The sequence below is a fragment of the Streptomyces pratensis genome (genome assembly GCF_016804005.1).
GTDB lineage: Bacteria > Actinomycetota > Actinomycetes > Streptomycetales > Streptomycetaceae > Streptomyces > Streptomyces pratensis_A.
Map to the genome: position 1 here is coordinate 4,149,249 of NZ_CP051486.1, position 24,307 is coordinate 4,173,555.

A 24,307-nucleotide genomic window follows, 5' to 3' on the forward strand; every position below is an offset into this window, starting at 1 on the left:
CGTTGCAACGCCGTTGCACGGACCCTTCCACCGGGCGGGGCTACGCGCGCTGCTCCGCGTCGAGCACCCGGGCCCTGGCCAGGAGTGCCGCCCGCCGTTCCGGAGGCAGTGCTGCGGCGAGCGCCCGCCAGACAGGAAGGTCCTCCGCGCCCCACGGGCTGTACACCCAGTCGGCGAGCAGCCCCGGATCGCCACGTGCGATCAGGGCGGCCCGCAGCTGGCCGGTGATCCGGTGCCGCAGCCGGACGACTGCGGGAGCTTGTGAACGCGGCAGCAGGGGGCCCGCATACGCGCCGAGCGCTGCCGCCACCGCCCCGGACTCCAGCCTGCGCGCGACGGTGTCGAAGTCGGCGTCCACCGGCGCGCCGAGCCGGTACGGACGCGAGCGCAGCAGCTCGGGTCCCAGAAGCCGCCGCAGTCGGGCGAGTTCGGCCCGGAGCGTCACCGGGGGGACCGACTCGTCCTCGTACACCTCGATCAGCAGCTCGTCACCGCCGAGGCCCTCCGGATGGAGGGCCAGCGCAACCAGGATCTCGCTGTGGCGTCTGCTGAGCCGGATCCTGCGGTCGTCCAGAACCAGGAGCGCCTCGTCGCTCCCGAGCGCGGAGAGTTGTGCGGGCCCACCGGCGGACCGCGGTGCGACGAGTGCGAGCTGGGACTCGGCGGCGCGCGCCACAGCCTGTACGAAGGCCAGGCTGTGCGGATGTGCGAGACCGTTCCCGCCGGTGATGTCGACGGCACCGAGCACCCGGCCGGTGTGCGGGTCGTGCAGCGGGGCGGCCGCGCACGTCCACTGCTGGACCGGCCGAAGAAAGTGCTCGGCGGCGAAGACCAGGACCGGCCGGTCGACCGCGAGCGCCGTGCCGGGTGCGTTCGTCCCGGCCTCCGACTCGGCCCAGCGAGCTCCCTCCACGAAGTTCATCCGCTCCGCGCGCCGGCGGGCCCTCGCATGTCCCTCGACCCACAGCAGTCTGCCGTGCGCATCGCAGACCGCGAGCAGATGTTCGCCGTCCATGGCGTAGGCACTCATCAGTTCGCGGATCACCGGCATGACACGAGCCAGGGGGTGTGCGTCCCGGTACGGTCCCAGTTCGTCCGCGCAGAGCTCCACCGGTGCCGCCCCGTCCGGGCTGACCCGCGCCCGGGCGGATCGCCGCCACGACTGGGCCACCACGGAGCGTACCGGCGTCTCCAGCCGGCCGTCGGAGGTGAACACTTCGTGCGCACGGCGGAGTTCACCGAGCCGGGCGCCGGAGTCGGCGGTCAGAGCCACCCAGGGGTCCATCGGCTCGGGTCTCCCCTCCTTGGTGACATCCTCCCCATCGTCGAGGCTGCGGGCGTCGCCGACAACCGCTGGGTGCGGGGGAATCGTGCCCGGTGAGTCCGGAGTGCCGGGGCGGGAGAAGGAGGAGGCATGAGGGTCTGTATGTCTTCAGTGAGGCGACGCCCGGGATCCGGGGTGCGCGGAAGGTCAAGACGGCGCCCGCATCAACATAAGCGGGGCAGACGGCCGCTTTGCCGTTCGTCCCGCTCGCCTGCGCCGAAATGCGCAGGTACTCGCCGTGCAACTGAGACAGCACGCCGCCATTCGCCTACTGGACTTTCGCCCGACACCTGGACTTCCACTGGCGTACTTTCGGTCATTTGTCCCGGACAGCGCATGGAGAGGCGAAGGCAGGGATAGCTTCCATCCTGTCTCGGGCGCGCCCTGTTGAACGCGGGAGGTTTTGCTCCATGAGCGACGATGCGGGTACGGCGGTCGATGTGGCGAAGTTCTTCGTGGACGGTTATCTCGTCCTGCCGGGATTCCTGCCGGCCGCGCTCGTCACGCGCCTGTCGCCGGAAGTAGATCACTGGGTCGACACCGGACTGCGCCAGCGGTCCATCGACGCCTGCCGCGGCCTGAAGGAGTTCGGGCCGCCTTCGGTGGTCGAGTTGCATATGCCGGCTCACGGCGAGCTGGCTGTTCACCCGCCGTTGCTGAAGCTGCTGGGTGAACTTCTCGGACCGTCTTTTGCCTTTCATCACTTGCACAGCGACCGCCGACCGGCCGGTGGCAGCGGTAAGAGCTGGCACCACGACTACGAGCAGCGCCCCCAGCGCGACCGTACGCATCCCATGGTCCACGCCTTGCACTACATAGGCGGGCTACGGCCCGAGATGGGCGGGCTGGCACTGTTGCCCGGTTCGCACATGGAGGTCGCCGAGAAGAACGTACGCGCCGCGCTGGGAACGGCCGTACTGCCGGGGGAAGTCCTGCTTGACGAATTACCGCCGAGGTCGACCGTGATCCTGCACTCGGCGCTTTTCCATACGCGGCGCGCCGCGCCCGGGCGCGTGGACGGGGCAGGTTTCCGGTACATGATTGACGCTTCGTACTGCCGAACAGGGCCGGGCATACAGTGGCCGCCCGTCAAGCCCTACTGGCGACAGGTGCTGGCTGTCGCGCGGGAACGCGGGCTCGCCGACGGCAAGTGGCCGGAGCTGTTCGAGGAGCGGCACTTCCACGCCTACGAAACAGATCATGAGAATGAGAGTGAAGGGCCGGCAGCATGAAGGTTCTGGAAAGTGTCACGTTCACTTCGGTACTGCGGCACTTCGCCGAGGAGCACCCTTTCGACGAGGGCGACGAGGCGAACTCGAACGACGAGGCACTGACTCATCTGCACGACGCGGACCTGGTCTTGGGCGGGCGCTGGCATTTGGTGGAGCTGGAGCGTATCGAGCTGCTGAGTGTCGTACTGCCCTGGCACCTGGGCGAGAACGGCGGGCAGGAGCTCATTCCGAAGGCGGGGCTCACGCTCGCCGCGGCAGCCGCCCGGCTGGTCGAACTGGGCCCGTCGTACGCCGGGACCAATCCGCTCTGTGCACGCAAACTCGACCGGCAGACGGCTGGGCCGCCGACTCCCGTGTTCCTCAGCACGTGTGCTGTGCCCGGAGCGGACTACGAGGGCCTTGCGGTCCGGGAAGGGCTGATCCACCTGGACGGGCTGCACCGGATGCTCGCCTGGGAGCGGCACGGCCGGCTGGCTTTTATGCGCGGTGCGAAGGCGTACCTGGCGGGACTGGATGCGTCCGGCCTACCCGCGGCCGACGTATGGCATGGCGCTGGGCATGACCAGGACGGACTGGATGTTCACCCCCACCGGCAGGGCGGCAATCGCACGCACCATGTCGACGACGTGCCTCACGTCCATGGTGGGCTCCACCCTCAGTGAGCCGTCCGCCTGCCGGACCGCTGGTTGAGGCCGGTCCGACGGTGTCACATTCCCGATGTCGATCTGGCCGCAGGAGATGTCGTACCGACGGCCGTCCAGGGAGAGCGAGCGAGTCATACCTGCCACCGCGTGCTTGGCGGCGGTGAATGCGATCGAGTCCGGTCTCGGTGCCTGCGCGGAAGGCGCACCGTTGTTGATGATGCGGCCGCCGCGCGGGGACTGCTCCTTCATCACCCGGAACGCAGCACGTGAGCAGAGGAAGGTGCCGGTGGCTATCGAGTCCATGACCCGGTGCCAGTCCTCCGCGCTCACGTTCTCGGTCGGGGTGTACGGCATGGTGTCGGCTGCGTTGTTGAACAGCAGGTCGAGCCGGCCGAATCGGTCGGCGACCCGGACGAAGAGCTCATCGACAGCTGTCGGCACAGTGATGTCCGCCGGCATCGCCACGGCCCGCTCGCGGTCCGCAACCGGGGCGAGCCGGGCGGTCTCCTCGAGCGGTTCCTGGCGTCGACCGGTCAGCACCACTGTCCATCCATCAGCCAGCAGGCCCAATGCGCAGGCCCGGCCGATTCCGCTTCCAGCGCCGGTGATGACCGCTGTCTTCTCAGCCACGTCGCTCGCCCCCTCTCGCACGCACGCTCTCCCCCGCTCCTTCCGGCGGATGGCTCTTCGAGGCTGTCCTTCCTCCTCCTCACCAAACGGGAGTACCACATGAATGGCGGATTCCAGGCGCTGCACGGCACGGACAGCAGCCGGGCCTGGTTCGAACGGGCGCAGAATTCTCTCGCAGGCGGCATCAGCAGTTCTTCCCGGCTGACCTCCACGGGCCCGCATCCTTATCCGCTCTACATGGACAGCGGATCCGGTGCCCGCATCCGTGACGTGGACGGGAACGAGTACATCGACTTCCTCATCGCGTACGGCAGCGCCGTACTCGGCCATGCCTCTCCCCTGCTTACGCAGGCCCTCACGGACGTGATCCGTGCCGGAACGATGTTCGGCACCTGCAATGTCCTGGAAGTCGAACTGGCTGAGCAGATACAGCAGATGGTGCCGTGCGCCGATCTCGTACGGTTCGCCAACTCCGGTTCGGAGGCGGTTCAAGGAGCGGTCCGCGCCGCCCGTGGGTACACCGGACGGACACGAATCCTGAAATTCGAGGGGCACTACCACGGTTGGACCGACACCCTCGCGATCTCGAACCGTCCGAGTGAGAGCGAGGCCGGCCCGTACTCCACCCCTCGTGCGGTGCCGCATTCTCCCGGTATCCCGGCGGGAGTGGTGGACGATGTGGTCGTCTGCCACTGGAACGACGTGATCGCTCTGCGCGCTGTGCTCGACGCCTACCGCGGCGAGCTGGCCGCGGTCATTTGCGAACCGATTGTCGCCAACAACGCGTGCACCATGCCCGAGCCCGGCTATCTGGACGTGTTGAGGGATGAGTGCACCCGGCGTGGCATCGTCCTGATCTTCGATGAAGTGTGCACAGGGTTTCGCACCGGCCCGGCAGGTGCCCAGGGGCTGTTCGGGGTGCTCCCCGATCTCGCTGTGTACTCCAAGGCCCTGGGCGGTGGGCTGCCGATCGCGGCCTTCGCCGGGCGGCGCGACCTGATGGAACCGCTGGCCGAGGGCCGGGTCAAGCACGGCGGCACCTACAACAGCTCTCCGCTGTGTGCCGCCGCCGCCCTCGTGACACTGCGTACGCTCGCCGACCCCGCCGTCACCAAGCGCATCGACGAGACCGGCCGCCGAGTGATGGAGGCGGTACGGCGGGCCGGCCGCGACCGGGGCGTGCCCTGCGCGGTGCAAGGCGTCGGCGCGATGTTCCAGGTCGTGTTCACCTCCGACGGCACCCCGACGCGGCGGTACCGGGACCTGCTGCACGCCGACCAGCCCCGCTACGACGCCTTCCGCCACGAACTCCTCAAGCGGGGCGTACACAGCAACGCCTACGGAATGGCGTGCTGGTTCGTCTCAGCAGCAGTGACCGACGACGAGCTGACGGCAACCTGTGAGGCGGTGGAAGGCGCGTTCAGGGCTCTCTGAAACCTCCCGGATACAGATGGGCGGACCAGCTGGCTCCGGCACTGCACTCGAGCGGGATTCCCGAAGGAACATGGAGAGACCCACCCACCCCCGAGACCGGAGACCGAAGCCTCCTGAGGGCCACACCCCCGCAGCCACCACCCCGCCCATCGGTGCAGTCCGTCCCCCGACGGACGACCGGTCGGGCGGGCGCTCAGCCCGCTTGACGGGCCGCCCAGCACCGCTCCGACGCCGTGACCGCAACGGCCACCACGATCGCGTCTCAGTTGCGGACGGCCTCGATTTCGGCTGCCCGTTCGCGCAATCGACGATCAGGAAGCGAGGACGGCACGGGGCTGGTTCCCGGGGCGGCGAGGACACGAGCGGTGCGGACGCTGCCCCGTTCGGGAAGCTGACGGCCCGAAGGCTGCGCGACCCACGCTCGTTCCGTCGGCCGGCTACGGAGCCGCTGTGCGGAACAGGGTCAGGAGGGCCCGGGCAGGCGTGGTGTCCGCATCGAAGAACTGCGTGGTCAGCGCGGGTGGCACGGCCGTTCCGTGTATACGGACCTCGTGGCACCTGAAGCAGAATGCTGCCTCGAACAACGCTAGGTCCAGGGATTCCTCGTACGCCCGGATGCTCCAGCCTGGCGAGAAGCCGCAGCGGTGCTGTTCACTGCCGGGCAGGGTCTCGATCAAGGTCAAGGCGTCCGCGACCTCGTGCCCGGCCCAGTGGGCGACGACCTCGCCCGGGTATCGGGCGCCCTGCTCGGTCGGGAGGGCGGAGATCCTCACGACCTCGATCAGCGCGGTGGCGGCAACGGCTCGGTCGGGGAGATGCATGAGCGCAGTCTGCCCGTCTGCCGACGACCCGCACCGCATTGTCCGTGGCCTGGGTACGGTACGGTCTCACCGGCCGGACAGAGGTCGTGAGGACTCGCGGCAATGGGGGGTGGGCCGCACCGGCCCCGGCACCCAGCTCGGGACTGGAGTTGTTCTACCGTGTCCCCACCCTCCACCTCTTGCCGCGTTGAGCAACCCTCCGCCCACGTGAAGACATGACAAGACCTCCGCCACTGCCGGCTCAAGGGCGATGGCCTTCACCGCGCCGTGCTCGGCATCGCCCCCTGTTCGTACCCGGCCAGGCTCCCTGCGGCCCTGCGTCCCACGAGGGCGCTCACCGGTCGCATGAGGTTTCCTCAAAGGCGTCGGGGTCGGTGACCCAGCCGGCGTTGAGGACGAGCCGCGAGGTGCGGTGCAGGGCGAGGAACCCGAAGGGACGGTCGAAGCAGACGCTGATCTCGCGGGCGCGGAAGGGGTGGCGCGGGACGCCCGCGGCAATTCCGGAGAAGGCGGTGACGGCTGCGGAGCGGAAGCCGTGCGCACTGAAGGTCGCCGTCATCGCTTGAGCGGCGTGCTGGATGGCCAGGGGTTCGGCACTGATGCCGGGGAAGTGGCCCTGTGAGGGGTCCGCTGCCGTGCGAAGGCCGAACAGGTCGGGGCTGTCGAACAGATCGTGGTGGGCATCGACTGTGAACGGCACGGTGGACACGTGGAGCATGGGTTCGCCGTCCTCGCTGGGGACTCGGGCCACGGACAGCCCGGGGCCGGGGTCGCGGTAAGGGAGGCGATCGCCGGAGACCATGGCCCTGCGGTTGTGGAGTGTGGCCACGGCGGCAGTCAGTACCTGGCCGGCGGTGGCTTCAGGTGTTCCGAGGTAGAGGTGGACGTCGATGCCATGGGCGCCGATGACCTGGAGTTCGGTGAGGGGGCCGGCTGCTGTGTCCGCGACGCCGACCCGGTTCAGGAGCCTGGTACTTCGGTACAGGCCTGCCAGGTCCTTGCCGAGCCAGGGCCCCGTCTCGGCTTCCATTCCGCCTGGGGTGAAGGGCCGGATCCAGTCGGTGCGGAGGCTCAGGGCGCTGGCCGACACCAGCAGGGTTTCACCGTTCACCGTGATCGGCATCGCGTCGATCTGCCCGTCCGTGCACTTGGCCGCCCAGGCGTCGAGGCGCAGCTGATCGCTGACGGGATCACCGGTGAGCTGCCCGTGCACATCGGCGGGCAGTCGGTCCAGCCACGCCGACTCGATGGGCAGGGTGCCGCGGGTCCACAGCCCCAGAGCCAGACTCAGGCCACGCGTCGCGCCGAGTGTGGAGAGCAGGTCTCGTGCTGCCGTTGCGGCGTCGTCCACCGGGATGCCGAGTGCGGCCGAGAGTTCCTGCCGGGCGGGGCCTGTGGCAGCGTCTGCGAGAAGGCCGAGCAGCGGCCACACCCCGGCGGCAGCGAGTACGGTGCCGCCGGGGGGCAGGGCCGCGGCCCAACGCGAGGTCAGTCCGTTGATGGCAGCGACTGTGCTGTGACTGGCCATGACTGCCCTTCCCTTGCTCCCGGATCCTCGCGAGAGTAGAGCCCGGAAGTATCGACCGGCGAGCGAATTGAACGTCGCGGTCACCGGGAAGACGTCCCTGGGTGCGGGAGAACTGGCGGCAGGGCCCGGGAGGCGGGTTCCGCTTCCACGCGGGATTCATCACCCGAGCCCAGCGCAGTCCTCGCCCCGGCACAAGGCTCGACCAGCAGGATGCGCGGCAGCGCGGACGGCTGCGCCTGCGGGTTCAGCTACGACGACGGCGCCGCGTGCCCTTCCGCCAGGCGGCAGGATGGTCGCATGACGACACATCCGACGATCAACCTCGTCCGTGGGGACATCACCGAGCAGCACGCCGACGTCCTGGTCAACGCCGCCAACTCCTCGCTTCTGGGTGGTGGTGGGGTGGACGGTGCGATTCACCGGCGTGGCGGGCCCGAGATCCTCGCCGCCTGCCGGGCCCTGCGGGCCTCGCGCTACGGGAAGGGGCTGTCGACCGGCCAGGCTGTGGCGACGACAGCCGGCCGGCTGCACGCGGAGTACGTCGTCCACACGGTGGGCCCGGTCTGGTCGGGCACGGAGGACCGTTCCGCGTTGCTGGCCTCCTGCTACCGGGAGTCTCTGCGGGTGGCGTCGGAACTCGGAGCCCGGACGGTCGCCTTTCCGGCGATCTCGACGGGCATCTACGGCTGGCCACGACGGCGCCCGGATTGCCGTGCGTACGGTCCGCGAGGCCGTGCTCCCTCCGATCGCCGAGGTCCGGTTCGTGCTCTTCGACGACGAGGCATACGCGTGCTTCGACGATGCGCTGGCGGCGTAGGTGCGGGTTCGGCACCTACGCGAGCCGCGTACCTCTGGGAACGCCCGGCAGCCATGGTCGGATGGCGTCGGGACTGTTGCAGGCGATCTGGATGCGGTGACCGTGGCTGTCTCTGATCTTGATGCGCGAGTGCGTTGAGCCTGTCGGTCCACGTGTTCGTCGATGGGCCCGGCGACAACGCCTGGCGGATCAGTACCCGGGCCGGTCAGGCTGCGGTGTGACGAGAGATGAGTACGCGATGTCATACGCCCTCCACGACTCCGTCGAGGGTCTGCTGCAACGGGGGCGTGGCTGGGGCGCGGTGCGAGCGCTGCGGGACCCGCAGGGGTCTGCAGTGTTCGTGTACGACGGGATCCGCCGTGACTGGCGGTGGGACCGGTCCGACGAACGGTCTCTGTACCTGGCGCGGATGGTCCGGGATCTGGAACTGTCTCTCACTCCGATCGTGGACCAGTTGGCGGGGGACGAAGAGGCCTGCCTGCGGGCCTGCGGGGTTTTGGAATTGTTGGCTCTCGCCGGATCGGGCGATGCCAGGGAAGGGCTTCGGGCCCATGTCCACGGAGGCGAGCACTGGGTCCGCGTACTGGAGTCGCTGTCAGCCCGCTGGCCACCGGAGTGGTGGGAAGATCTCGGCGATGTCGCCCGCGCCCGGATCGGTACAGAAGCGGAGCTTCCGTTGTCGGCCGAGCCTTGGACGCGGTTCGGGATCGAGGTCCAGAGCTCGCCGTTCGTTCCGCGGCCGTCACTGAACGGACTCAGCACCACGGAACTCCTCGCTCTGCTCGCCGGCGCCCGTACGGAAGGCAACACGAAGGTCGACGCGCTGCGTGCCCTGAACGCCCGAGAGCCTGTCGAGGAACTGATTCCGCTGGTGCCGTTGTTGGACATGTCCAACGGCCGACGCCCCCTGGCCCTGCTCGGACGGGCCGTTGCGCGCCTGGGCGCCCTTGCCGTCCCGGCGGCGCGCGGCTGGGCGCAGGAGGACCGTCCCTGGCTGGCTCTGCTGGGTGCTGACGTCCTGGCCGAGCATCCCGGCCCGGAGGCTTTGCCGGGGCTGGTGGACGGACTCGCCGAACAGTGGACGGCGCGGGCCTGGTGCGGACCCGACCGGACGGCGCGGCGCCTTGCCCTGTTCGGACCCGACGCCGCCAGGGCGGTCCCCTGCCTCCGGCGCTTCTGGCTGCACACCCCGCACTCGTACGAGCGGACCGCGTACCTGGAGGCACTCGCCGCCATCGACCGGGACGGCCTGGAGCACGTGTATGCCGAGTCACTCTGGGACTGCGAGGAAACGACACGGCTGCTGGGCATCACCTCGGCACCCATGAACCCGGAAACCGTGGACCGGATCGCCGTACTGCGCGATGACCCGATGGAGACGGCCGAGGTGAGAGCCGCGGCCCGGACACGGCTGGCATCCCCCTCCGGCCGCCTGTCCTGACCCTGCGAACGAGCAGGCACGACCCTCAGGGTGCCTCCCCTTCACGGATTCTCACTCACCGGCTGTGGATGGCCGGCCGGAGACGGCCACGGCGAGACGCGACGGGCTTCGTCCATTCGTCCTTCGAGGTGTAGGGCCGCAGGCAGGCCCGTTGTTCGAGGAGGGTGCGGTTGACGCGTTCCACTAGAGCCAGGCCTCCAGCTCCTCCTGACGCGGTGCGAGAGCCGGGCCTGTGCCGGGATGGTCGAACACCATGACCGGGCGTTGCGTGTTCCAGACGGGCCAGCCCGGGTCTCTCGTGGTGGCGAAGGCCACCCAGGCCCGGTGCATGGCGTCGGCGAGCGGCTGAGGAGCGTCCGGCCCGGTGAGCGCCTCACTGTGGCGGAGGGTGTCGAAGACGAACCCGATCTCCAGCGCGTGGCACGCGCCCAGTTCCAGGACGGGCGAGCGCCAGGCGAACTCGTAGAGGAACGTCCGGGCAGGGCGGGAGTCGGCGAGGCGGTTGAGAGGCCCTCGCAGCAGCAGGTCCGTGGCCATCTCGCCGAGGATCACGCCGGGCCCGGCATCCGGCCGGGCGGTCCGGTACAGGCGCGCCACCCGCCACGGGATCCGGAACTTCAACAGGGCCATCCTCAGGGTGAGCCCGCTGATGCGGTCCACCGCGCCGCTCGGCACGAACCAGAGCCGGTACTCCTCCCGGTTGCAGCCCAGCAGGAGGTCGACCGTGGGCAGGGCAGGGTCCGCCGGTACGACGTCGTCGTCGGCCACGATGTCGAAGCCCGGGCCACCGCTGATCGGATCGGCCTTGCCCGTCACTTCGGTCTGCACATCGAGCAGCCGCTCACGGTCCACCGCCGCGAACGCCTCTGCGGTGGCGGGCACCCTCAACGCCTTCGCCATCGCCCGCACCGTCTTCGCGCCTCGGGCGCGGGACACCGTGTGCGGCGCGCCGCTCTGCATGACGGCCCGGTGGAACAGGCCGGTCGCCCGTGGGGAGGTCGCCAGCGCGGCGATGCTGACGGCTCCGGCGGACTCGCCGCACACCGTGACGTTCCCGGGGTCGCCGCCGAACGCCGCGATGTTGTCCCTCACCCATGTCAGGGCGGCGATCTGGTCCAGCAGGCCCCGGTTGTCGGGTGCGTCGGGGAACACGCCGAAGCCCTCGACACCGAGCCGGTAGTTGACCGAGACCAGGACCACTCCGTCGCGCGCGAAGGCCCGGCCGTCGTACAGCGGCATGGCGGCCGAACCGTTTCGCAGGGACCCCCCGTGGATCCACACCATCACCGGCAGCGGTCCTCCACCGGCGTCCGGGGTCCAGATGTTGAGGGTGAGGCACTCCTCCCCCGGGATGTGGACGTCGGGGATCAGCTGGTCGAGCGGCGGCCTGTAAGGGCGCTGCGGCGCGGTCGGACCGAACTCCAGCGTGTCGCGCACCCCCTTCCAGGGCTTGACGGGCGCGGGGGCGCGGAACCGGTGGGCGCCGAACGGCGGGGCGGCGTAAGGGATTCCGAGGAAGGCTGCGACGCGGCCGTCGACGCGGCCGCGGACCTTGCCCTGGCACGTGGTCGCGATGATGTCCATATCGGTCCTTTCACGAGTGGTGCCCGCCTCCCCGTCACAGAAGTGACGGGGAGGCGGGTACGAGGGAAATCAGGACACCACGGAGCTCCCGCGGTGCCGGCAGGCGGCGCCGGGCCGTCTACGGAGCGGCGGCCGGGATGCTCAGGGCCAGGTCGTTGCGGCGGATGTCGGACCAGGTGGCTGTGTCTGTGCAGATGCCGCACCCGGGGCCGAAGAACTGGGCACGCGCCTCCTGGTCGCCCATCAGATGGGCTCGGAACCATGCCGTGGTCGGCGCGGCGAACGGGCCGGGGTCGCCCACCACCGTGAAGTGGTCGGCTCCGCGTACCTCGCCGTAAAGGGCCGGTATGTGATCGGCGGCGTCGTAGAAGGCCTTGACGAGGAAAGGGAAGACGATGCTGTCCTTCTGACCGGCCAGCAGGAGCGCGGGGGCATGTGCCGAGTTGATGTTCGCAAGCGGGCCCGGCTGGATCGGCAGGATGGTGTCGATGCGGGGATCCGAGCCGACGACAATGGCTGCCGCGCCGCCTTGCGAGTGGCCCGACGCGCCGATGTTCTCCAGGTCGACGTGGTTGCGGAAGATGCTGTCCGGGTCGGCGTTCCTGCGGGTGAGCATGTCTATGCCCGCCCGCATGGAGATTCCTGGGTTGGACTGCGGCGTGTTCGCCGCGGCGACGATGAAACCCTGGCCGGCCCAGTGCAGCAGCAGGTCCCGGTAGACGACGGGAAAGGCGAACGTGCCGTTGCCCCAGACGATCACAGGGTGGCGGCGGTCGCTTTCGGCGATGTCACGCGGGTAGTACAGGGTGGTGACCGCTCCGACTTCCACTGCGGTGGCGTAGGGGCCGGGGGCGCCGAAGTCGGTGGCGGCCGACGCGGTGAGGGCGCCGTCGGCAGTGGGGGCGGCGGACGACGTCGCGGCTCCCGCGCCGGCCGGAGCGGACAGGGCGAGGGTGAGTGCGGCCAACGGGACGAGCAGTTTCCTTCTCCATGACATGGCGGCTCCTGTGGCAGGGTGATCCGGACGGTTCATCCGGATCACATCGGACTTCGGTGGCACATCCGGGGGCGCGGGGACGGCGGCAGTCCCTGCGCGGGTCGCGGCGATCGCCGACGGCTGGGTTCGTGCAAGTTCGCCGACCGCCGGGCCGGGCGGTGGTGCCGTGCCCGGTACGGCCGTCGCTTTCGCGGGCGCCTCACGGGGCGCGTCAGGCGGGAGCGGTGTCCCCGTGGTTCTCCGCGCTCAGTTCGCGTTTGAGGATCTTGCCGGTGGAGGTCAGGGGCAGACTGTCGCGGAACTCCACGCTGCGGGGGTACTTGTAGGCGGCCATACGCTCGCGGCACCAGGCGATCAGTTCCGCTTCGCTCAGGTCCGTGCCGGGCACGGGGATGACGAACGCCTTGACGTCTCGCCGTGCGTGGCATGGGGTACGCCCACCACGGCGGCCATGCTCACGGCCGGATGCGTGATCAGGACCTCTTCGATCTCACGCGGGTAGACGTTGAATCCGCCGCGGATGATCAGGTCCTTGACCCGGTCGACGACGTAGTAGTAGCCGTCTCCGTCACGTCGGGCGATGTCCCCGGTGCGGAACCAGCCGTCGCGCATCACCGATGCCGTGTCGTGGGGCCGCCGGTAGTAGCCCTTCATCATGTTGTGGCCGCGGATCGCGATCTCGCCCCGGGCTTCGTCCGGGACGGTCTGCCAGGAGTCGTCGATGAGCTTCATCTGCACGCCCCACACGGGCCGGCCGATGGACCCGGGCCTGGGCGGCAGTCCGGGCGGGTTGAAGCAGGCGACGGGCGAGGTCTCCGACAGCCCGTACCCCTCCTGTACGTCCACTCCGAAGGCCTTCCCGAACTTCTGGAGCACCTCGACGGGCAGGGCGGCTCCCCCTGAGACGGCGGTGCGCAGTGGCGGCGTCCGTCCGCCGTGGGGGTGGAGTGCGCCGAGCAGGGCCCAGTACATCGTCGGCACCCCGGCGAAGAAGGTCACCCCTTCACGGTGCATCAGCCTGAGTGCCTCGTCCGCGTCGAAGCGTGACTGGAGGACGAGGGTGGCGCCCCGGTGCAGACCCATGTTCATCACCGCACTCTGGCCGAAGGCGTGGAACAGCGGCAGCGAGGCCAGCATCACCTCGTCGTCCGCCGCCGTGAACAGCCTGTCGGCGACCATGGCGTTCAGCACCATGCTGCGGTGGGTGAGTTCGGCTCCCTTGGGGCGCCCCGTCGTGCCGCTGGTGTAGAGGATCACGGCCGTGTCCTCCGCGGCCGTGGCCACCCCTTCGGGGGGCACCACGCTGTCGGTCTCCTCTTCCCCGATCCGGCCCAGCAGGAGGAAATGCGCGCAGTCGGCCGCCTGGTCGAAGCCCGCCCTACCCACTTCGGCGAGGGGCAACTGCGGCGTGCCCTCGAAGCAGAGGAAGGCTTTGGCGCGGGAGTCCGTGAGGTGGTATGCGACCTCTTGCGGGCGCAGCAGCACATTGAGCGGGACGACGACGGCTCCGACCTGGAGGATGGCGAAGTAGGCGGCCGGGAAGTCCGGCACGTTGGGACAGGACAGTGCCACTTTGTCGCCCCGGCCGACTCCATGGCGCCTCAGCGTGACGGCGATGTCCTGGGACCTCTTGAGCAGTTCGGCGTAGGTCAGGCGGGTGTCACCGAAGACCAGGGCGGTGCGGCCGGGGTGTTCCCGGGCGCTGTGCTCCAGCAGTGACGACAGGTTCAGCATCGGTTCTCCTCAACGGCTCGTGAGTAGATGCTGAGGCACAACGCACTGCGTCCGTGATGGGCGGAGGACCTCGAATGCGGCACCCACATTGTGCGACCGCACAATTGCGGCCCGGCAGGTGAACCGTATGCTGACCGGCATGCCAGAGCAGCTCGCCGAGGACGGCCCGATCGTTCCCCCGCTGTTGTCGGTGTGCGCCGCCGAACTGCTGGAACGGGTCAACGTCCTCGCCGACGACCTGTTCCGTACGATCACCGCCGAGATCGCCCCTTACGCGCGGCTGGGCGAGGAGGTCAAGGCCGACGTACGCTGCTTCAACGAACGCAATCTGCGTGAGCAGCTGACCTGCATGGCGCAACGCCGGCCGATGCGCACGGACAGCACCAGGCAGTGTGTGCGCCGGCGTGCCACGCAGGGTGTTCCTCTCGACGCGGTCCTGCACGCCTTCCGCATCGGCTACCGCCTGCTGGCCCACGCACTCATCGGGCGCGCCAAGGAACGGCCGGGCGCGACGATGGACGACATCGCGCAGGCCTCCATGTCGATCTGGTCACTGTTGGATGCCGCGTCACAGACGGTCAACGAGGTGTACCGGGACACCCTGGTCGGTCTGGCGCGGGCCGATGAGCTGCAACGGCTGTTGCTCCTGGACGCGCTCCTCACCGGCAAGACGGCCGACTGGTCGATGCTCGGGGGAACCGCGGCCTCGCTGGGCCTGCCCGACGAGGGACCGTACATCTGCGTCGTCGCCGAGCACAGCGACGTCACAGCGATGGAACAGGCCCTGCTGCGCAGCGGTCTGCGCTCGGCCTGGCGCCCCGCCCCGACGGCCTGGCCGGCATCGTCGCGCTGCCCGGCCCCGCCGTCGCCACCGGGTTCCCTCACGTCGCAGGACCCGATTCGGTTCTGGCGGCCGTAGGCTCCGCGGTGACGGGGCGTGCGGGTCTCAGCCCTGCCTACACCCGGCTCGGGGAGAGTGCTGAGGCCCTGCGTCTGGCGACGCTGGCCCGGTCCTCACTGCCCGCGGGCACGCGCAGGACGGTCACCCTCGATCACGATCCGGCCGCGGCGCTGGTCGCGGCCGAGCACGACCTGGCTCTGCGGATGGGCATCACGGTGCTCGAACCGGTCCTGGCCGCGCCCGACCGCAAGGATCTGATGGAGACCCTCACCGCGTGGCTGGACTCGGAGACGGGGTCGACGTCCGAGATCGCCGAGATCTTGTACTGCCACCGCAACACGGTGCGCAACCGCCTGGACCGCGTCTCCCGTCTCACCGGCCGTTCCCTGCTCAGGCCCACGGACGTCACCGCCCTCTACGCCGGGGTGCGGGCCCTCGAACTCGGCCCGCACTGATCCTCGCGGGCCCCCGCCTCCGCACGTGGGGACATCGCTTGCGGCGGGGCACCGTGGTGCCCGGGCAAGTTTGCGGTGCCCCGTCCATGGTCACCGATGGCGGTGCTCCTGGGGCCCGCCACTGCCGGCGGCACCGGCAGTCGCGTTCACTGGACCGGTGAGTCGGGCGGGGGAAGGTGGATGATGTGCTCCCGGTCGACGGCCTCGACGCCGTCCAGTGCCTGCAGAGCCGGTGGCAGTCACACCTTCGCACCAGCTGTCCGACTCGGGCCCCTGGCACCCGAGCACGGCGCGATCGAGCTGTACCAGTTGGCCGGCGACCTCCAGGCCGAGGTCGTCCAGGCTCGTGAGGGTGGTCCGGTCGGAGCAGGAGAAGGTAGTGGCGTCAGGCACATCGAGGTCTTCCGGATGGGTGGCGTGAGTACTCCCGTCATCAGGAGACCCGACTCGCGCTCAGCGAGCGACGCGCCTGTAATCTCTGCCACCGTCTGCGAAGAGCCGCATCGACGCGACCTGGCACACGTGGTCGTCCATCCCGGTCTCGACGCCGCTCGCGACGGTCCTGCCGTGCGGTGTCCGGCAGCGGGAGCGTCACGTGAGCAGGCGACGGCGGTAGCGCGACCGTCATCGACGGGCTCGCGGGGCGACGGGGTGCAGGTCGGGCTGCAACCGGTCACCGCCGTGCACCGCGACGGCCTGGCGCTGCGGGCCGCGCACGCACTGCACGGGGCGGGAGTGGTGGAGGTGTTCGGGCCGGAGACCGTCCCGGAGGGCACCCGATGTGCTGGTGCCCCTATTTCCCGCCCTGTACAAGGCTGTTCGCCCGCGCACCCGATGTCCGGTACGTACGCTGTTGGGCAGCAGCCCACCGGGGCGGGCCCGCCGTACGGCCGGTGGCGAAGGCGGCCGGACGCCTCGCAGGGCGCGCCTCTGCCACAGCTAGGAGGAGACATGGCGGAACAGGCCGGGATCGAGAGTGTTCCCACTCTGCCGAAACTGCCGGCGAAGCTGGAGCGGCAGCATCAGGCCATGCTCGAGGCGATGAGCCGGGAGTGGCCCGGCAGCATCACCCAAGTCGGCTTCGAGCAGCTGAACCAGGACCAACAGGCGCTGCGTAACGGGACGGTGACGTTCGGATTGACCGAGGAGGACGGACGGCAGCGGATCGATCTCGCCTGGGACGAGCAGAACAGCACCCTGGCCACCACGCTCACCCTCCCCACGTGGAACCACTGTTCGAGCCAAATCCTGAGCACGGGCAGGCACGATCTGGGTGACTTCGTCTGTCCGGAGAAGGGGTCCTGGCGACTCGGCTGGCCGTGGCTCACCCTGAAACAGGTCACGTGGACCGACAAGAGCCGGGAGCCGGGCGAGAGCGAAAGCTTCGTGCTGCATCTGGAGATCACCCCGAGGATCGCCGCGGACCTCATGCGGGCCGAGAGGGAACACGCCGTCGACCTCACCCAGACCCTCTTCTGGTCCACCGCACAACTCGCCTACGACACAGCCGAGCTGTCCTTCGTCCCCAGTAAAAAGGACGGCCTGGACGCGCTGTGCCAGAGCCTGATCGAACGTGGACTGCGTTACCTGGTGCCTGCCGAACCGCATACACCGGCCAACTGGGGGGGAGCGCCTTTACGTCGTCCAGTCCTACCTGTCCTCGGAGAGTTTCAAGCGCCGGGACACCGACAGCCTCGCCCAGGCGGCCCCGCACGGTGTGGTCTGCTACCGGGCTCGCAGCGAGACGGGCGCCGACGGCCGCCTGGTCGTCGTGGTGACACCCGTGTTCAACATTCCGCATGAGCACAAGCCGGTGGTTGATCCCGTGAAGGTCATTCCGGTCTTCAAAGGAAATGTACTGAAACCGCCACCGATTTCATTCCTGCCCGAGCTGAGCTGACACCGGACCCGGTCCGGACCGAGCCGTCCCGGATCTCGACGTCAACTGCTGCCTCCGCTTCGGCTACTGCTTCTGCTTCGGCTGCTACGCCGAGTGGGCGCCGGACCACCGGGAGGAGACCAGAAGGAGCTTCGGGGACGCAGCGCCCAAGTGATCCGCTGCCCACGAGTGCGCTGTGCCCCGATCCCGCTCCGCCATGCCTCAGCCCCACCCCCACCGGGACGGCAACGGCCAAGCCGATTCCGGTACCTCAACCTGCGGGCCTGCCCGCACCGAAGTCAGCACCGCCTTTCTGGAGTACCGTCGGCATTCCGCCGACCAGCACCACCACGTCGGTCACGTCACCGTGTGCGGAGCGCCCCACCCACACGGGGTAGGTACCGTCGCCGGTCGTGGCGAAGGCGACCAGTTCGCCGCCGGACGCCTCGTCGTGAGTCCGCAGGAAGTACATGGAGTCGGGTATGTTCTCCCCGGCATCCGGCTCCTCCCGGACGAGGTGCCGTTCGAAGAGCTCGTGGAGAGGCTTCCAGGCCCCGGCGTCGGCGAAGCATCCGGTCGCACTGTCGGTGTCGAAGCCGAAGATCTCGTTCTCGACGAGCAGCCGGGGGTCGTCATCCCGACCGAGGCACATCTCCCACGTCAAGGCCGGGGTCTCGCTGGTGAGCAGTCGGACCGCCGTGGTGTCGGTACGGGTCACCCAGCCCTGGCTCCACTCACAGTCGTAGCCGAAGTGGACCTGTGCTTCTTCGAGTACGTACTCCCCCGGCGGCAAGGGGACCGTGATGGCGGGCTCTTCTTCGGCCAGGTTGCGTGGTCCGGAGACGGCCAGCAATCCGCTCGGCACTCGCAGCACTCCCATGCGGCGCGGCTGCACGACGGTCATCTCAGGGTGGTACCCGTCGGTCACGAGTGTCCCGGGACGGAACAGTGCGTCGAGCGGACCGGGCCGCGCGGGGCGGGGTGGCCGCCAACAGCTGCTGGGGGCCTCGGACGCGCCGTCGGGCGTCTCCGCCGCTGCCGGGCCGAGCAGCGCCGCCCGGAGCTCCACCGGCCCCGGGCCCACCTGCGTGGCGACCATCGGCCAGTCGTCGAACCCGGGGCGGGCCTGCCAGCGCCGTATGCCGGCGTCGGGCACCGTGACGAACGTCCGCCCGCGCGCACCTTCGGGTTCCTGCGTGATCGACCCCCTGCCGTCCGGGAACAGCTCCGTCGTGAGACGGGGACAAGCGTCGTCGAACTCCGCCATGTCCGGCCCGGTGTACTGCCACTTGCGGGTACGTCGGCCGAGCAGCCGACTCCGATCGTCAAGCAGCCGCAGGTCCAGCTCACCGGTACGGCGACCGTGGTCGTCGTAAGCCCACACGCCTACGTAGTGATCCCGCCAGGAAACCAGCCGGACCTCCAGCGGAACCTCCCGTCCCGGGAGCCGGTACACCACGACGTAAGGCAGCCCCGCGACATCCCGCTCCCGCGCCGCCTGGGCGGTCAGGGGCCGCCACAGCGCACGGACCGCCAGGTCCCATGCCAGCGCGTACGCGACCTCGACGACCGTCCCCGGTCCCTGCTCCCCACCCATACGGCCCCTCCACCTGTCTTCCTGGTCCTGACGAACACAGTAGACACCGCCACTGACAAGGGCTGGTGCGAGCCGACTGCCGCGTTCACCGGGCAGGCCTGGTCACACGGACAAGGGTCTGCTGCCCGTTGGCAACCAGCTTGCGCGCGCCGTCGCTCCGGATGCCGTAGACCTCCAGCCGGCAGAAGGTCAGGGTCCGGCCCGGCTTGAGGACGGTGCCGATCGCCTCCAGGTGGTCGCCCGCGGCGGGCGAGAGGAGGTTGATCTTGTACTCGACGGTGAGGACCTCGGAGTCCTCGTCGAACAGAGTGAGAGCGGGGTAGCCGCCGGCGGTGAGGTCTTGTCCGACGGTCAGCCAGGGTCCGCTCTTGGCGGCCGGGGCACGCAGGCGGCCAAGGCTCGGGCCAGTGCCGGGCTGCTCACGACCGGGGGTCCGAAGAGCGGCAGCCAGGCCATGGCGGACACCTGGTACGCAAGCACTCCCCGGACGTGGTCTTCGGCGGGGTGCCTCATCCGGCCGGTGCCACCACGTACGGTCTGCGCATGGTTGATCAGAGGCCCTCCTTGCCGTCCGTACGAGACTTCGCGACCTGGGAGCCCCTTCTGCGGCTCCTGCTGCCCGGCGGTACGGAGAGCCGGACTGCACGATCCGTGCGTGTGGCGGGACGCATCGGTGCGCATGGCTGCAGCCTGCGCCGAAGGCGGCGGGGACGGATGTCGTCGACAGACCGTGCCGTGGTGGAGAACGTGCAGAGGGCACTCGCGCTAGACGGGGTCGAGGAGGCCGCATTCACGGCGGACGTCCACGCGGCCGGAAAGACCACGCTCAGCCTGGTCTGGCATTGCCCGGCCGTGGAAGCCGCCGACCGCGATTCGGACTTGGGGGTGCTCGTCCTGGTCGACGGTTCCCTCCCCGAGCCCTGGCGCCGTCTACCCGTCCCCATGACCAGGGCGGTGCCGGCCCCTTCGGCTGACCCAGCATTGCTGGAGCGGACACTTCGCGAGCGGTTGCCCGACGCCATCGGCGCGACGGAGGAGGAGATAGCCGCCGCGGAAGCGCGCCTCGGCGTGACGCTGCCCGACGAGCTCAAGGTGCTCTACCGGGTGGCAGGGGCCAGTCGGGAGGACAGGGGCGAGGACTACGAGGCGCAGCGCCGCGTCGGCTCGGCGATCGGCTGCGAGCTCGCCGGCCTGGACGGCCTGCACAGCGTGGAAGCTGCGAGCCGATGCCCCCGCTGGACCACCGAGGCGACGACGGTGGTCAGCACCCCGGCCGACGCCGCAGTTCAGAGCCTCGCGGGGTCACCTGGCTGGATCGTCTTCGCAGGCTACGGCGATGAGCTGGCCGTCGACCTGACCCCGGGGCCGCTCGGCCACACCGGACAGATCATCCTGATCGACCACGAGCAGAGCATCGGCGCCGAGCTCAAAGCGGACTCTCTCACCGACCTGGTCCTGCACCGGATGAGGGAGAAGCGCAGCGTGCATCGCGAGGACCGGCTACCCCTCGTGGCCGAAGTCGGCAGCGGAGGCTTGCAGAGCATCGAGGACGCCGCTCACCCTGCCTTGGAAGTGCTGCGCATAGGTGCGGGGCCGACGCCTTTCGGCCTCGGCCCCGTTACCGGGCTGCCTCGCCTGCGTACGCTCATCGCCCGTCCCGGCACGCTCGCCGACCCGTTGGAGATCGGTCAGCTCACCGGATTGGAATTCCTGGAGCTCGGCCCCGAGGAATGGCGAGTCCTCCTGGACGCCGGAGCAGTCCCACCCACCCTGTCGGCCGCTGCCGTCGACAGGCATGGGGCTCGCGATCAGCCGCCGCTGGCCCTCGCCAACGAACTCCTGGAGCTCTGGGGCCGGCCTAAGATCACCCGGACCGTCCTCGAAGGAGGCCTCGGCCCTTCGGCCTGGTGACAAGGCACCAACTGGTCACGTTCCGCTGCCTCTTCCCGAGACGACACCAAGGTCGGGGCCCTGGCTTGCGAATGGTCTGCCTGCGAGCGCTGATCACTGTCACCTCACCCGACCTCCGTGAACAGCACATCGGGCTGCTCAAGATCAGACAGCGCTCAACATGCACTCCTCTACGAGCACGCCGCCGTCCTGCCTCCACCTGCATGGAGAGACACGGAACGGCTGCTCGCCGATTCTCCTGACCGCCCCGGCCAAAGGGGAGCCTCAAGGCTGTTCGGGCTTGTGGGCAAGGAAGGTTGCGAAAGTCCTCTCGGCCCCGTCGCCGGGTTCCTCCACCAGACGTGCAGTGAGGATGAGTCCGGCCTGTTTCAGGAGTTCGGCAATCCGGTCAGGCGGCAGCAGGTACGACTCGTAGGACACCGGATGCCCGCCGTATGCCTGTGTGGGACGTAGATGCTGGCCGGCCCCTACATGGCCGGCCAGCATCAAACAGCCACCGGGTGCGAGAGTGCGATGGAACTCGCCGAACACGACCGGCAGCAACGTCGGTGGCGTGTGGTGGGTGGAGTAGTACGCGAGGATGCCGCCGAGGCCCTCGTTCTCGATGGGGAGCGAGGTCATCGAGCCGACGCTGAAGCTCAGATCTGGGTAGGCGCTACGGGCCAGGTCGACCATGACGGGCGACAGGTCCATGCCGAACGCGGGTACTTGCCGCTCCGCGAGGTAGGCCGTGACTTTGCCGGGCCCGCATCCCAGGTCCGCGACGGGCCCGAGGCCGGCTGTTCGTACCACCTCTGCAAAGACGTTCAGCATCCCTCGTGACAGCGGATCCAGGTCCGCCGGAGGCCGGACCTGTTCGCAATAGTCGGAGGCGACCGTGTCGTACGATTCCCTGACGGCGGCGAGGTATGAGTGATCAGGCATGCGGCCGACCCTAGTGACCTGAGTCGGAGAGTCGCCGGCGGTAGGCGGCTTCGTCGAGGATCTCGTCAGCGGTCCCGCCCGGATGAAGGGCCCTTGGTGTTGTTCCGCACCGCGACCAGGCCTCGATGTCGCGTTCGTGTGCTTGGACGGGCGGTGGATGCCCGTTTGAGCATCGACTGGCAGGTCCCAAGCCACGCTCAGGCCCCAACCGGCTCCCTGGCCGCTCAGGAGAGCACGGGCTTCGTTCCGGCACCGTCGAAGGGCGGGTACGTCCGGTCACTCATGCGCTCGGCCGCATCGATGTAGTCGGCGAGAGTGGCACGGGACTGAGCGAGCCTGCCCATCTGATCGTCCAGGCGCTGCAGCCGTAACCGCATCGCGGCCAGCAGCTCGGGGCACCCGAGCAGTTCGGGTGCCTCCCCCACCGCACAGGGCAGCAGATACGCGATGTCCTCGGAAGACAGACCGGCACCCAGCAGGTGGCGGATCTGTTTCACCCGCAGTACGGCGTTCTCGTCGTACTCACGGTAGCCATTTCCGCCGCGGTCTGCTTCCAGCAGGCCCTGGGCCTCGTAGTAGCGCAACTGATGGGCGTTGACGCCCGTCCGACGACTCAGTTCACCGATCAGCATCAGAACCTCGCTCGACCTTCATACCGGTATCGACGTTGACGATGCTGCCATGAACAAGACCGCCACACCCGTGGCAGTCGTCGGACTCGGACTGATGGGACGGGCGCCTGCCGGCGCGTTCCTGGAAGCTGGACATCCCACAACCGTGTGGAACCGTACGCCGTTCAAGGCCGACCAGCACGTGGACAGAGGTGCACGGCTGGCAGTCAACACTCGACGCGCTCGGCACCGTTACCGACCTCGGTGCGGACATGGCCTGGCGTCCCTGTACGACGTAACTGCTGCTCGACCAGCTGCCGCCAGTCATCCACATCCCGGCCGGCACCCGGCACGCGGAGACTGTGCGATGGGCACTGACCGTGATCGACCAGGAGCTGACGGACCGGCCCATGGCCGCCACACTGGTGGCCGAGCGACTCGCCGTCGTCATGCTCGTCCATGTGCTGCGGCTGCACCTCGCGCGCGATCCGCACGCGTCGTCCGGCTGGCTGGCCGGTCTCGGCGATCCCGTGATCGCGGAAGCCCTGACCTGCCTGCACCGTGATCCCGCGCGTCCGTGGACCGTGGCCGAACTGGCGCACACCACCTCGGTATCCCGCTCCACTCTGGCTGCCCGCTTCAAGGCGACGGTAGGCCAGGGTCCTCTCGAGTACCTCACTCGTTGGCGCATCGAGCTCGCGGCCCGGCAGTTGCGGGACGGCGGGGAGACGCTCGCCGCGATCGCACGCTCCGTCGGATACGGCTCCGAGAGCGCCCTGAGCGTCGCTTTCAAGAGGGTTGTGGGTGTGCCACCGGGCGACTACCGCAGACAGCCAACGATGACGTGACTCGGCCTGGCCCGGTCCGCCCCACAGTCCAAGACGGTTCAGCTCGGCCCGGCGGTTCAGTCATCGCCGGACCGTACGAGGGATCACTACGCCGCCGTCACTTGCATCGGCCGCAGACCGCATTCTAGGGTCGGCGAGCTCGCCTCGTACGACCTGTGCTCCCCGTCGTACGCCCAGGAGTCCGACGGGCGCGGGACGGGCAAGGCCCCGGGCTCGCACCTCCCACCGGGCCATCCTCGTATCCGGCGGGCCACGGGCGGTTCACCGGACCACAGCGGCATCGCGAGCTCGGCCGTGAACCGGCACGCTCCTGGTCCCGGCGTCCGCAGCCCGTGCCTGGCGGGTGCCGGCGGTGCTGAGTCCGTGGAAGGAAGCGGCCGGCCCCAGGCGCTCACCGAATGCCTGGCCGGAGCCTGGAGGTGAGAACCTTGGTGTGCGGGGCTGACTGAACCAGGTAACGTCTCGGTCATGTTCTTCCACCCACCGATTTACGAGTGAGAGCGTGATGGGCCCCTGCTGACGTCATTCGACGTCGCCGCGTCCGCCCCCGCCTATGAGTCCGTAGATCACCTCACATCATTCCCGGGAGAACCCGTGAGCAAGAACATCAACAACCCCGTGGGTATGGGCGGCGGCCAGCGCAAGAAGCTGTCCCGCGCCGAACGGCAGAACAATGGGCCGCACCGCAACCTTGACCGCCAGGGTGCCGCCGACCAGAAGGCGGAGCTGGTCCGCAAGATGCGCGAGAGGGCAGGCGCTGAGGGCGCCGGCCAGACGGGCGACGACACCGCACAGAGCTGAGGCGCCGCCGCAGGGCGGCAGCGCAGGTGACAGGGCCCGGACCGCGACACGCGGCCCGGGTCCTGTTGCTGTTCCGGACACGGACGGTCCCGCTCAGCTCTGTGCCGACCACCCCGCCTGCCGATCGCCTCGACACGGTCACGCCACTCGCGCATTGCTGCGACGTCTCGCACATTGCCGTGTGCCGGTGCAGG

The 24,307-nt window shown here is 69.3% G+C and carries 19 protein-coding genes and 5 pseudogenes; 12 read left to right on the forward strand and 12 right to left on the reverse strand.

Going from position 1 to position 24,307, the window contains the following annotated elements; genetic code table 11:
• Positions 1-40: 40 nt before the first annotated feature.
• Complete coding sequence (locus HED23_RS16645; RefSeq protein WP_203184184.1) at positions 41-1,285, reverse strand: GAF domain-containing protein; 1,245 nt, start codon at positions 1,283-1,285, stop codon at positions 41-43.
• 449 nt (positions 1,286-1,734) lie between these two features.
• Between HED23_RS16645 and HED23_RS16650 the strand changes: the two genes are divergently transcribed.
• A complete protein-coding gene (locus HED23_RS16650) occupies positions 1,735-2,556 on the forward strand; it encodes a phytanoyl-CoA dioxygenase family protein (RefSeq protein ID WP_203184185.1) in 822 nt (273 codons plus the stop codon).
• Positions 2,553-3,032 (forward strand): annotated as a pseudogene (locus tag HED23_RS35210) (DUF6309 family protein); the annotation flags it as partial. The gene HED23_RS16650 and the pseudogene HED23_RS35210, both read left to right, overlap by 4 nt.
• Before the next feature lie 48 nt (positions 3,033-3,080).
• On the opposite strand, the gene HED23_RS16655 reads toward HED23_RS35210, so the two are convergent.
• Positions 3,081-3,830, reverse strand: a complete 750-nt coding sequence (locus HED23_RS16655; protein WP_203184186.1) for an SDR family oxidoreductase — start codon at positions 3,828-3,830, stop codon at positions 3,081-3,083.
• Positions 3,831-3,929: 99 nt separating this feature from the next.
• Between HED23_RS16655 and HED23_RS16660 the strand changes: the two genes are divergently transcribed.
• Positions 3,930-5,264: an aspartate aminotransferase family protein gene (locus HED23_RS16660; RefSeq protein WP_203184187.1), complete on the forward strand. Its 1,335-nt coding sequence runs from the start codon at positions 3,930-3,932 to the stop codon at positions 5,262-5,264.
• A gap of 437 nt (positions 5,265-5,701) precedes the next feature.
• On the opposite strand, the gene HED23_RS16665 is transcribed toward HED23_RS16660, so the two are convergent.
• Positions 5,702-6,085, reverse strand: a complete 384-nt coding sequence (locus HED23_RS16665; protein WP_203184188.1) for a hypothetical protein — start codon at positions 6,083-6,085, stop codon at positions 5,702-5,704.
• A 334-nt stretch (positions 6,086-6,419) separates the two neighbouring features.
• Positions 6,420-7,613, reverse strand: coding sequence for a serpin family protein (locus tag HED23_RS16670; protein ID WP_203184189.1), 1,194 nt, complete (start codon positions 7,611-7,613; stop codon positions 6,420-6,422).
• Positions 7,614-7,910: 297 nt separating this feature from the next.
• On the opposite strand from HED23_RS16670, the pseudogene HED23_RS16675 reads away from it, so the two are divergent.
• A pseudogene (locus HED23_RS16675) lies at positions 7,911-8,430 on the forward strand (O-acetyl-ADP-ribose deacetylase).
• Positions 8,431-8,668: 238 nt separating this feature from the next.
• Positions 8,669-9,871: a hypothetical protein gene (locus HED23_RS16680; RefSeq protein WP_203184190.1), complete on the forward strand. Its 1,203-nt coding sequence runs from the start codon at positions 8,669-8,671 to the stop codon at positions 9,869-9,871.
• 183 nt (positions 9,872-10,054) lie between these two features.
• Here the strand turns inward: HED23_RS16680 and HED23_RS16685 are convergent, their stop codons facing one another.
• From HED23_RS16685 to HED23_RS16695, 4 genes are all read right to left on the reverse strand, one after another.
• On the reverse strand, positions 10,055-11,455 hold the full coding sequence (locus tag HED23_RS16685) for a carboxylesterase/lipase family protein (RefSeq protein WP_203184191.1): 1,401 nt from the start codon (positions 11,453-11,455) through the stop codon (positions 10,055-10,057).
• Positions 11,456-11,573: 118 nt separating this feature from the next.
• Positions 11,574-12,452, reverse strand: a complete 879-nt coding sequence (locus HED23_RS16690) for an alpha/beta hydrolase family protein (protein ID WP_203184192.1) — start codon at positions 12,450-12,452, stop codon at positions 11,574-11,576.
• Positions 12,453-12,663: 211 nt separating this feature from the next.
• Positions 12,664-12,840 carry an AMP-binding enzyme gene (locus tag HED23_RS35895; RefSeq protein ID WP_338019597.1) on the reverse strand — a complete coding sequence of 59 codons (177 nt, stop codon included), beginning with the start codon at positions 12,838-12,840 and terminating at the stop codon, positions 12,664-12,666.
• On the reverse strand, positions 12,822-14,186 hold the full coding sequence (locus HED23_RS16695; RefSeq protein WP_338019598.1) for a long-chain fatty acid--CoA ligase: 1,365 nt from the start codon (positions 14,184-14,186) through the stop codon (positions 12,822-12,824). The genes HED23_RS35895 and HED23_RS16695 overlap by 19 nt, the downstream gene beginning before the upstream one ends.
• Positions 14,187-14,325: 139 nt before the next feature.
• Here HED23_RS16695 and HED23_RS16700 point away from each other — a divergent pair, with 139 nt between their 5' ends.
• The 3 genes from HED23_RS16700 (at position 14,326) to HED23_RS16710 (ending at position 17,345) form a co-directional block, all read left to right on the forward strand.
• Positions 14,326-15,105 carry a hypothetical protein gene (locus HED23_RS16700; RefSeq protein ID WP_203184193.1) on the forward strand — a complete coding sequence of 260 codons (780 nt, stop codon included), beginning with the start codon at positions 14,326-14,328 and terminating at the stop codon, positions 15,103-15,105.
• 8 nt (positions 15,106-15,113) lie between these two features.
• The gene (locus HED23_RS16705; protein ID WP_203184194.1) at positions 15,114-15,542 is read left to right on the forward strand and encodes a helix-turn-helix domain-containing protein; all 429 of its coding nucleotides are present in this window, start codon (positions 15,114-15,116) and stop codon (positions 15,540-15,542) included.
• A gap of 951 nt (positions 15,543-16,493) precedes the next feature.
• The gene (locus tag HED23_RS16710) at positions 16,494-17,345 is read left to right on the forward strand and encodes a hypothetical protein (RefSeq protein ID WP_203184195.1); all 852 of its coding nucleotides are present in this window, start codon (positions 16,494-16,496) and stop codon (positions 17,343-17,345) included.
• 347 nt (positions 17,346-17,692) lie between these two features.
• Here HED23_RS16710 and HED23_RS16715 read toward each other — a convergent pair whose 3' ends face one another.
• Positions 17,693-19,018, reverse strand: a complete 1,326-nt coding sequence (locus HED23_RS16715) for a DUF4241 domain-containing protein (protein ID WP_203184196.1) — start codon at positions 19,016-19,018, stop codon at positions 17,693-17,695.
• An 85-nt stretch (positions 19,019-19,103) separates the two neighbouring features.
• Positions 19,104-19,352: pseudogene (locus HED23_RS35215) on the reverse strand (PaaI family thioesterase); the annotation flags it as partial.
• A gap of 209 nt (positions 19,353-19,561) precedes the next feature.
• On the opposite strand from HED23_RS35215, the gene HED23_RS16720 reads away from it, so the two are divergent.
• Positions 19,562-20,929 (forward strand): SMI1/KNR4 family protein, encoded by a 1,368-nt coding sequence (locus HED23_RS16720; RefSeq protein WP_203184197.1) that lies wholly within the window; start codon positions 19,562-19,564, stop codon positions 20,927-20,929.
• A 264-nt stretch (positions 20,930-21,193) separates the two neighbouring features.
• On the opposite strand, the gene HED23_RS16725 is transcribed toward HED23_RS16720, so the two are convergent.
• Together HED23_RS16725 and HED23_RS16730 are read right to left on the reverse strand one after the other, a co-directional pair.
• Positions 21,194-21,853, reverse strand: a complete 660-nt coding sequence (locus tag HED23_RS16725; RefSeq protein WP_203184198.1) for a class I SAM-dependent methyltransferase — start codon at positions 21,851-21,853, stop codon at positions 21,194-21,196.
• Positions 21,854-22,077: 224 nt separating this feature from the next.
• Entirely contained in the window at positions 22,078-22,485 is a 408-nt protein-coding gene (locus HED23_RS16730; protein WP_203184199.1) for a MerR family transcriptional regulator, read from the reverse strand.
• A 49-nt stretch (positions 22,486-22,534) separates the two neighbouring features.
• On the opposite strand from HED23_RS16730, the pseudogene HED23_RS16735 reads away from it, so the two are divergent.
• The 3 genes and pseudogenes from HED23_RS16735 to HED23_RS16745 form a co-directional block, all read left to right on the forward strand.
• Positions 22,535-22,690, forward strand: a pseudogene (locus HED23_RS16735) (NAD(P)-binding domain-containing protein); the annotation flags it as partial.
• A 73-nt stretch (positions 22,691-22,763) separates the two neighbouring features.
• Positions 22,764-23,312 (forward strand): annotated as a pseudogene (locus tag HED23_RS16740) (AraC family transcriptional regulator); the annotation flags it as partial.
• A 594-nt stretch (positions 23,313-23,906) separates the two neighbouring features.
• Positions 23,907-24,113 carry a DUF6243 family protein gene (locus HED23_RS16745; RefSeq protein WP_203184200.1) on the forward strand — a complete coding sequence of 69 codons (207 nt, stop codon included), beginning with the start codon at positions 23,907-23,909 and terminating at the stop codon, positions 24,111-24,113.
• The last annotated feature ends 194 nt before the right edge of the window (positions 24,114-24,307 follow it).

What these genes read in the sequence shown, in the direction of transcription:
- HED23_RS16690 (WP_203184192.1), bottom strand. Translation starts at nt 12,452, where the DNA reads ATGTCATGGAGAAGGAAACTGCTCGTCCCGTTGGCCGCACTCACCCTC.
- HED23_RS16725 (WP_203184198.1), bottom strand. Translation starts at nt 21,853, where the DNA reads ATGCCTGATCACTCATACCTCGCCGCCGTCAGGGAATCGTACGACACG.
- HED23_RS16670 (WP_203184189.1), bottom strand. Translation starts at nt 7,613, where the DNA reads ATGGCCAGTCACAGCACAGTCGCTGCCATCAACGGACTGACCTCGCGT.
- HED23_RS16695 (WP_338019598.1), bottom strand. Translation starts at nt 14,186, where the DNA reads ATGCTGAACCTGTCGTCACTGCTGGAGCACAGCGCCCGGGAACACCCC.
- HED23_RS16730 (WP_203184199.1), bottom strand. Translation starts at nt 22,485, where the DNA reads ATGCTGATCGGTGAACTGAGTCGTCGGACGGGCGTCAACGCCCATCAG.
- HED23_RS16720 (WP_203184197.1), top strand. Translation starts at nt 19,562, where the DNA reads ATGGTTGATCAGAGGCCCTCCTTGCCGTCCGTACGAGACTTCGCGACC.
- HED23_RS16650 (WP_203184185.1), top strand. Translation starts at nt 1,735, where the DNA reads ATGAGCGACGATGCGGGTACGGCGGTCGATGTGGCGAAGTTCTTCGTG.
- HED23_RS16700 (WP_203184193.1), top strand. Translation starts at nt 14,326, where the DNA reads ATGCCAGAGCAGCTCGCCGAGGACGGCCCGATCGTTCCCCCGCTGTTG.
- HED23_RS16715 (WP_203184196.1), bottom strand. Translation starts at nt 19,018, where the DNA reads ATGGGTGGGGAGCAGGGACCGGGGACGGTCGTCGAGGTCGCGTACGCG.
- HED23_RS16710 (WP_203184195.1), top strand. Translation starts at nt 16,494, where the DNA reads ATGGCGGAACAGGCCGGGATCGAGAGTGTTCCCACTCTGCCGAAACTG.
- HED23_RS16645 (WP_203184184.1), bottom strand. Translation starts at nt 1,285, where the DNA reads ATGGACCCCTGGGTGGCTCTGACCGCCGACTCCGGCGCCCGGCTCGGT.
- HED23_RS16660 (WP_203184187.1), top strand. Translation starts at nt 3,930, where the DNA reads ATGAATGGCGGATTCCAGGCGCTGCACGGCACGGACAGCAGCCGGGCC.
- HED23_RS16665 (WP_203184188.1), bottom strand. Translation starts at nt 6,085, where the DNA reads ATGCATCTCCCCGACCGAGCCGTTGCCGCCACCGCGCTGATCGAGGTC.
- HED23_RS16685 (WP_203184191.1), bottom strand. Translation starts at nt 11,455, where the DNA reads ATGGACATCATCGCGACCACGTGCCAGGGCAAGGTCCGCGGCCGCGTC.
- HED23_RS16680 (WP_203184190.1), top strand. Translation starts at nt 8,669, where the DNA reads ATGTCATACGCCCTCCACGACTCCGTCGAGGGTCTGCTGCAACGGGGG.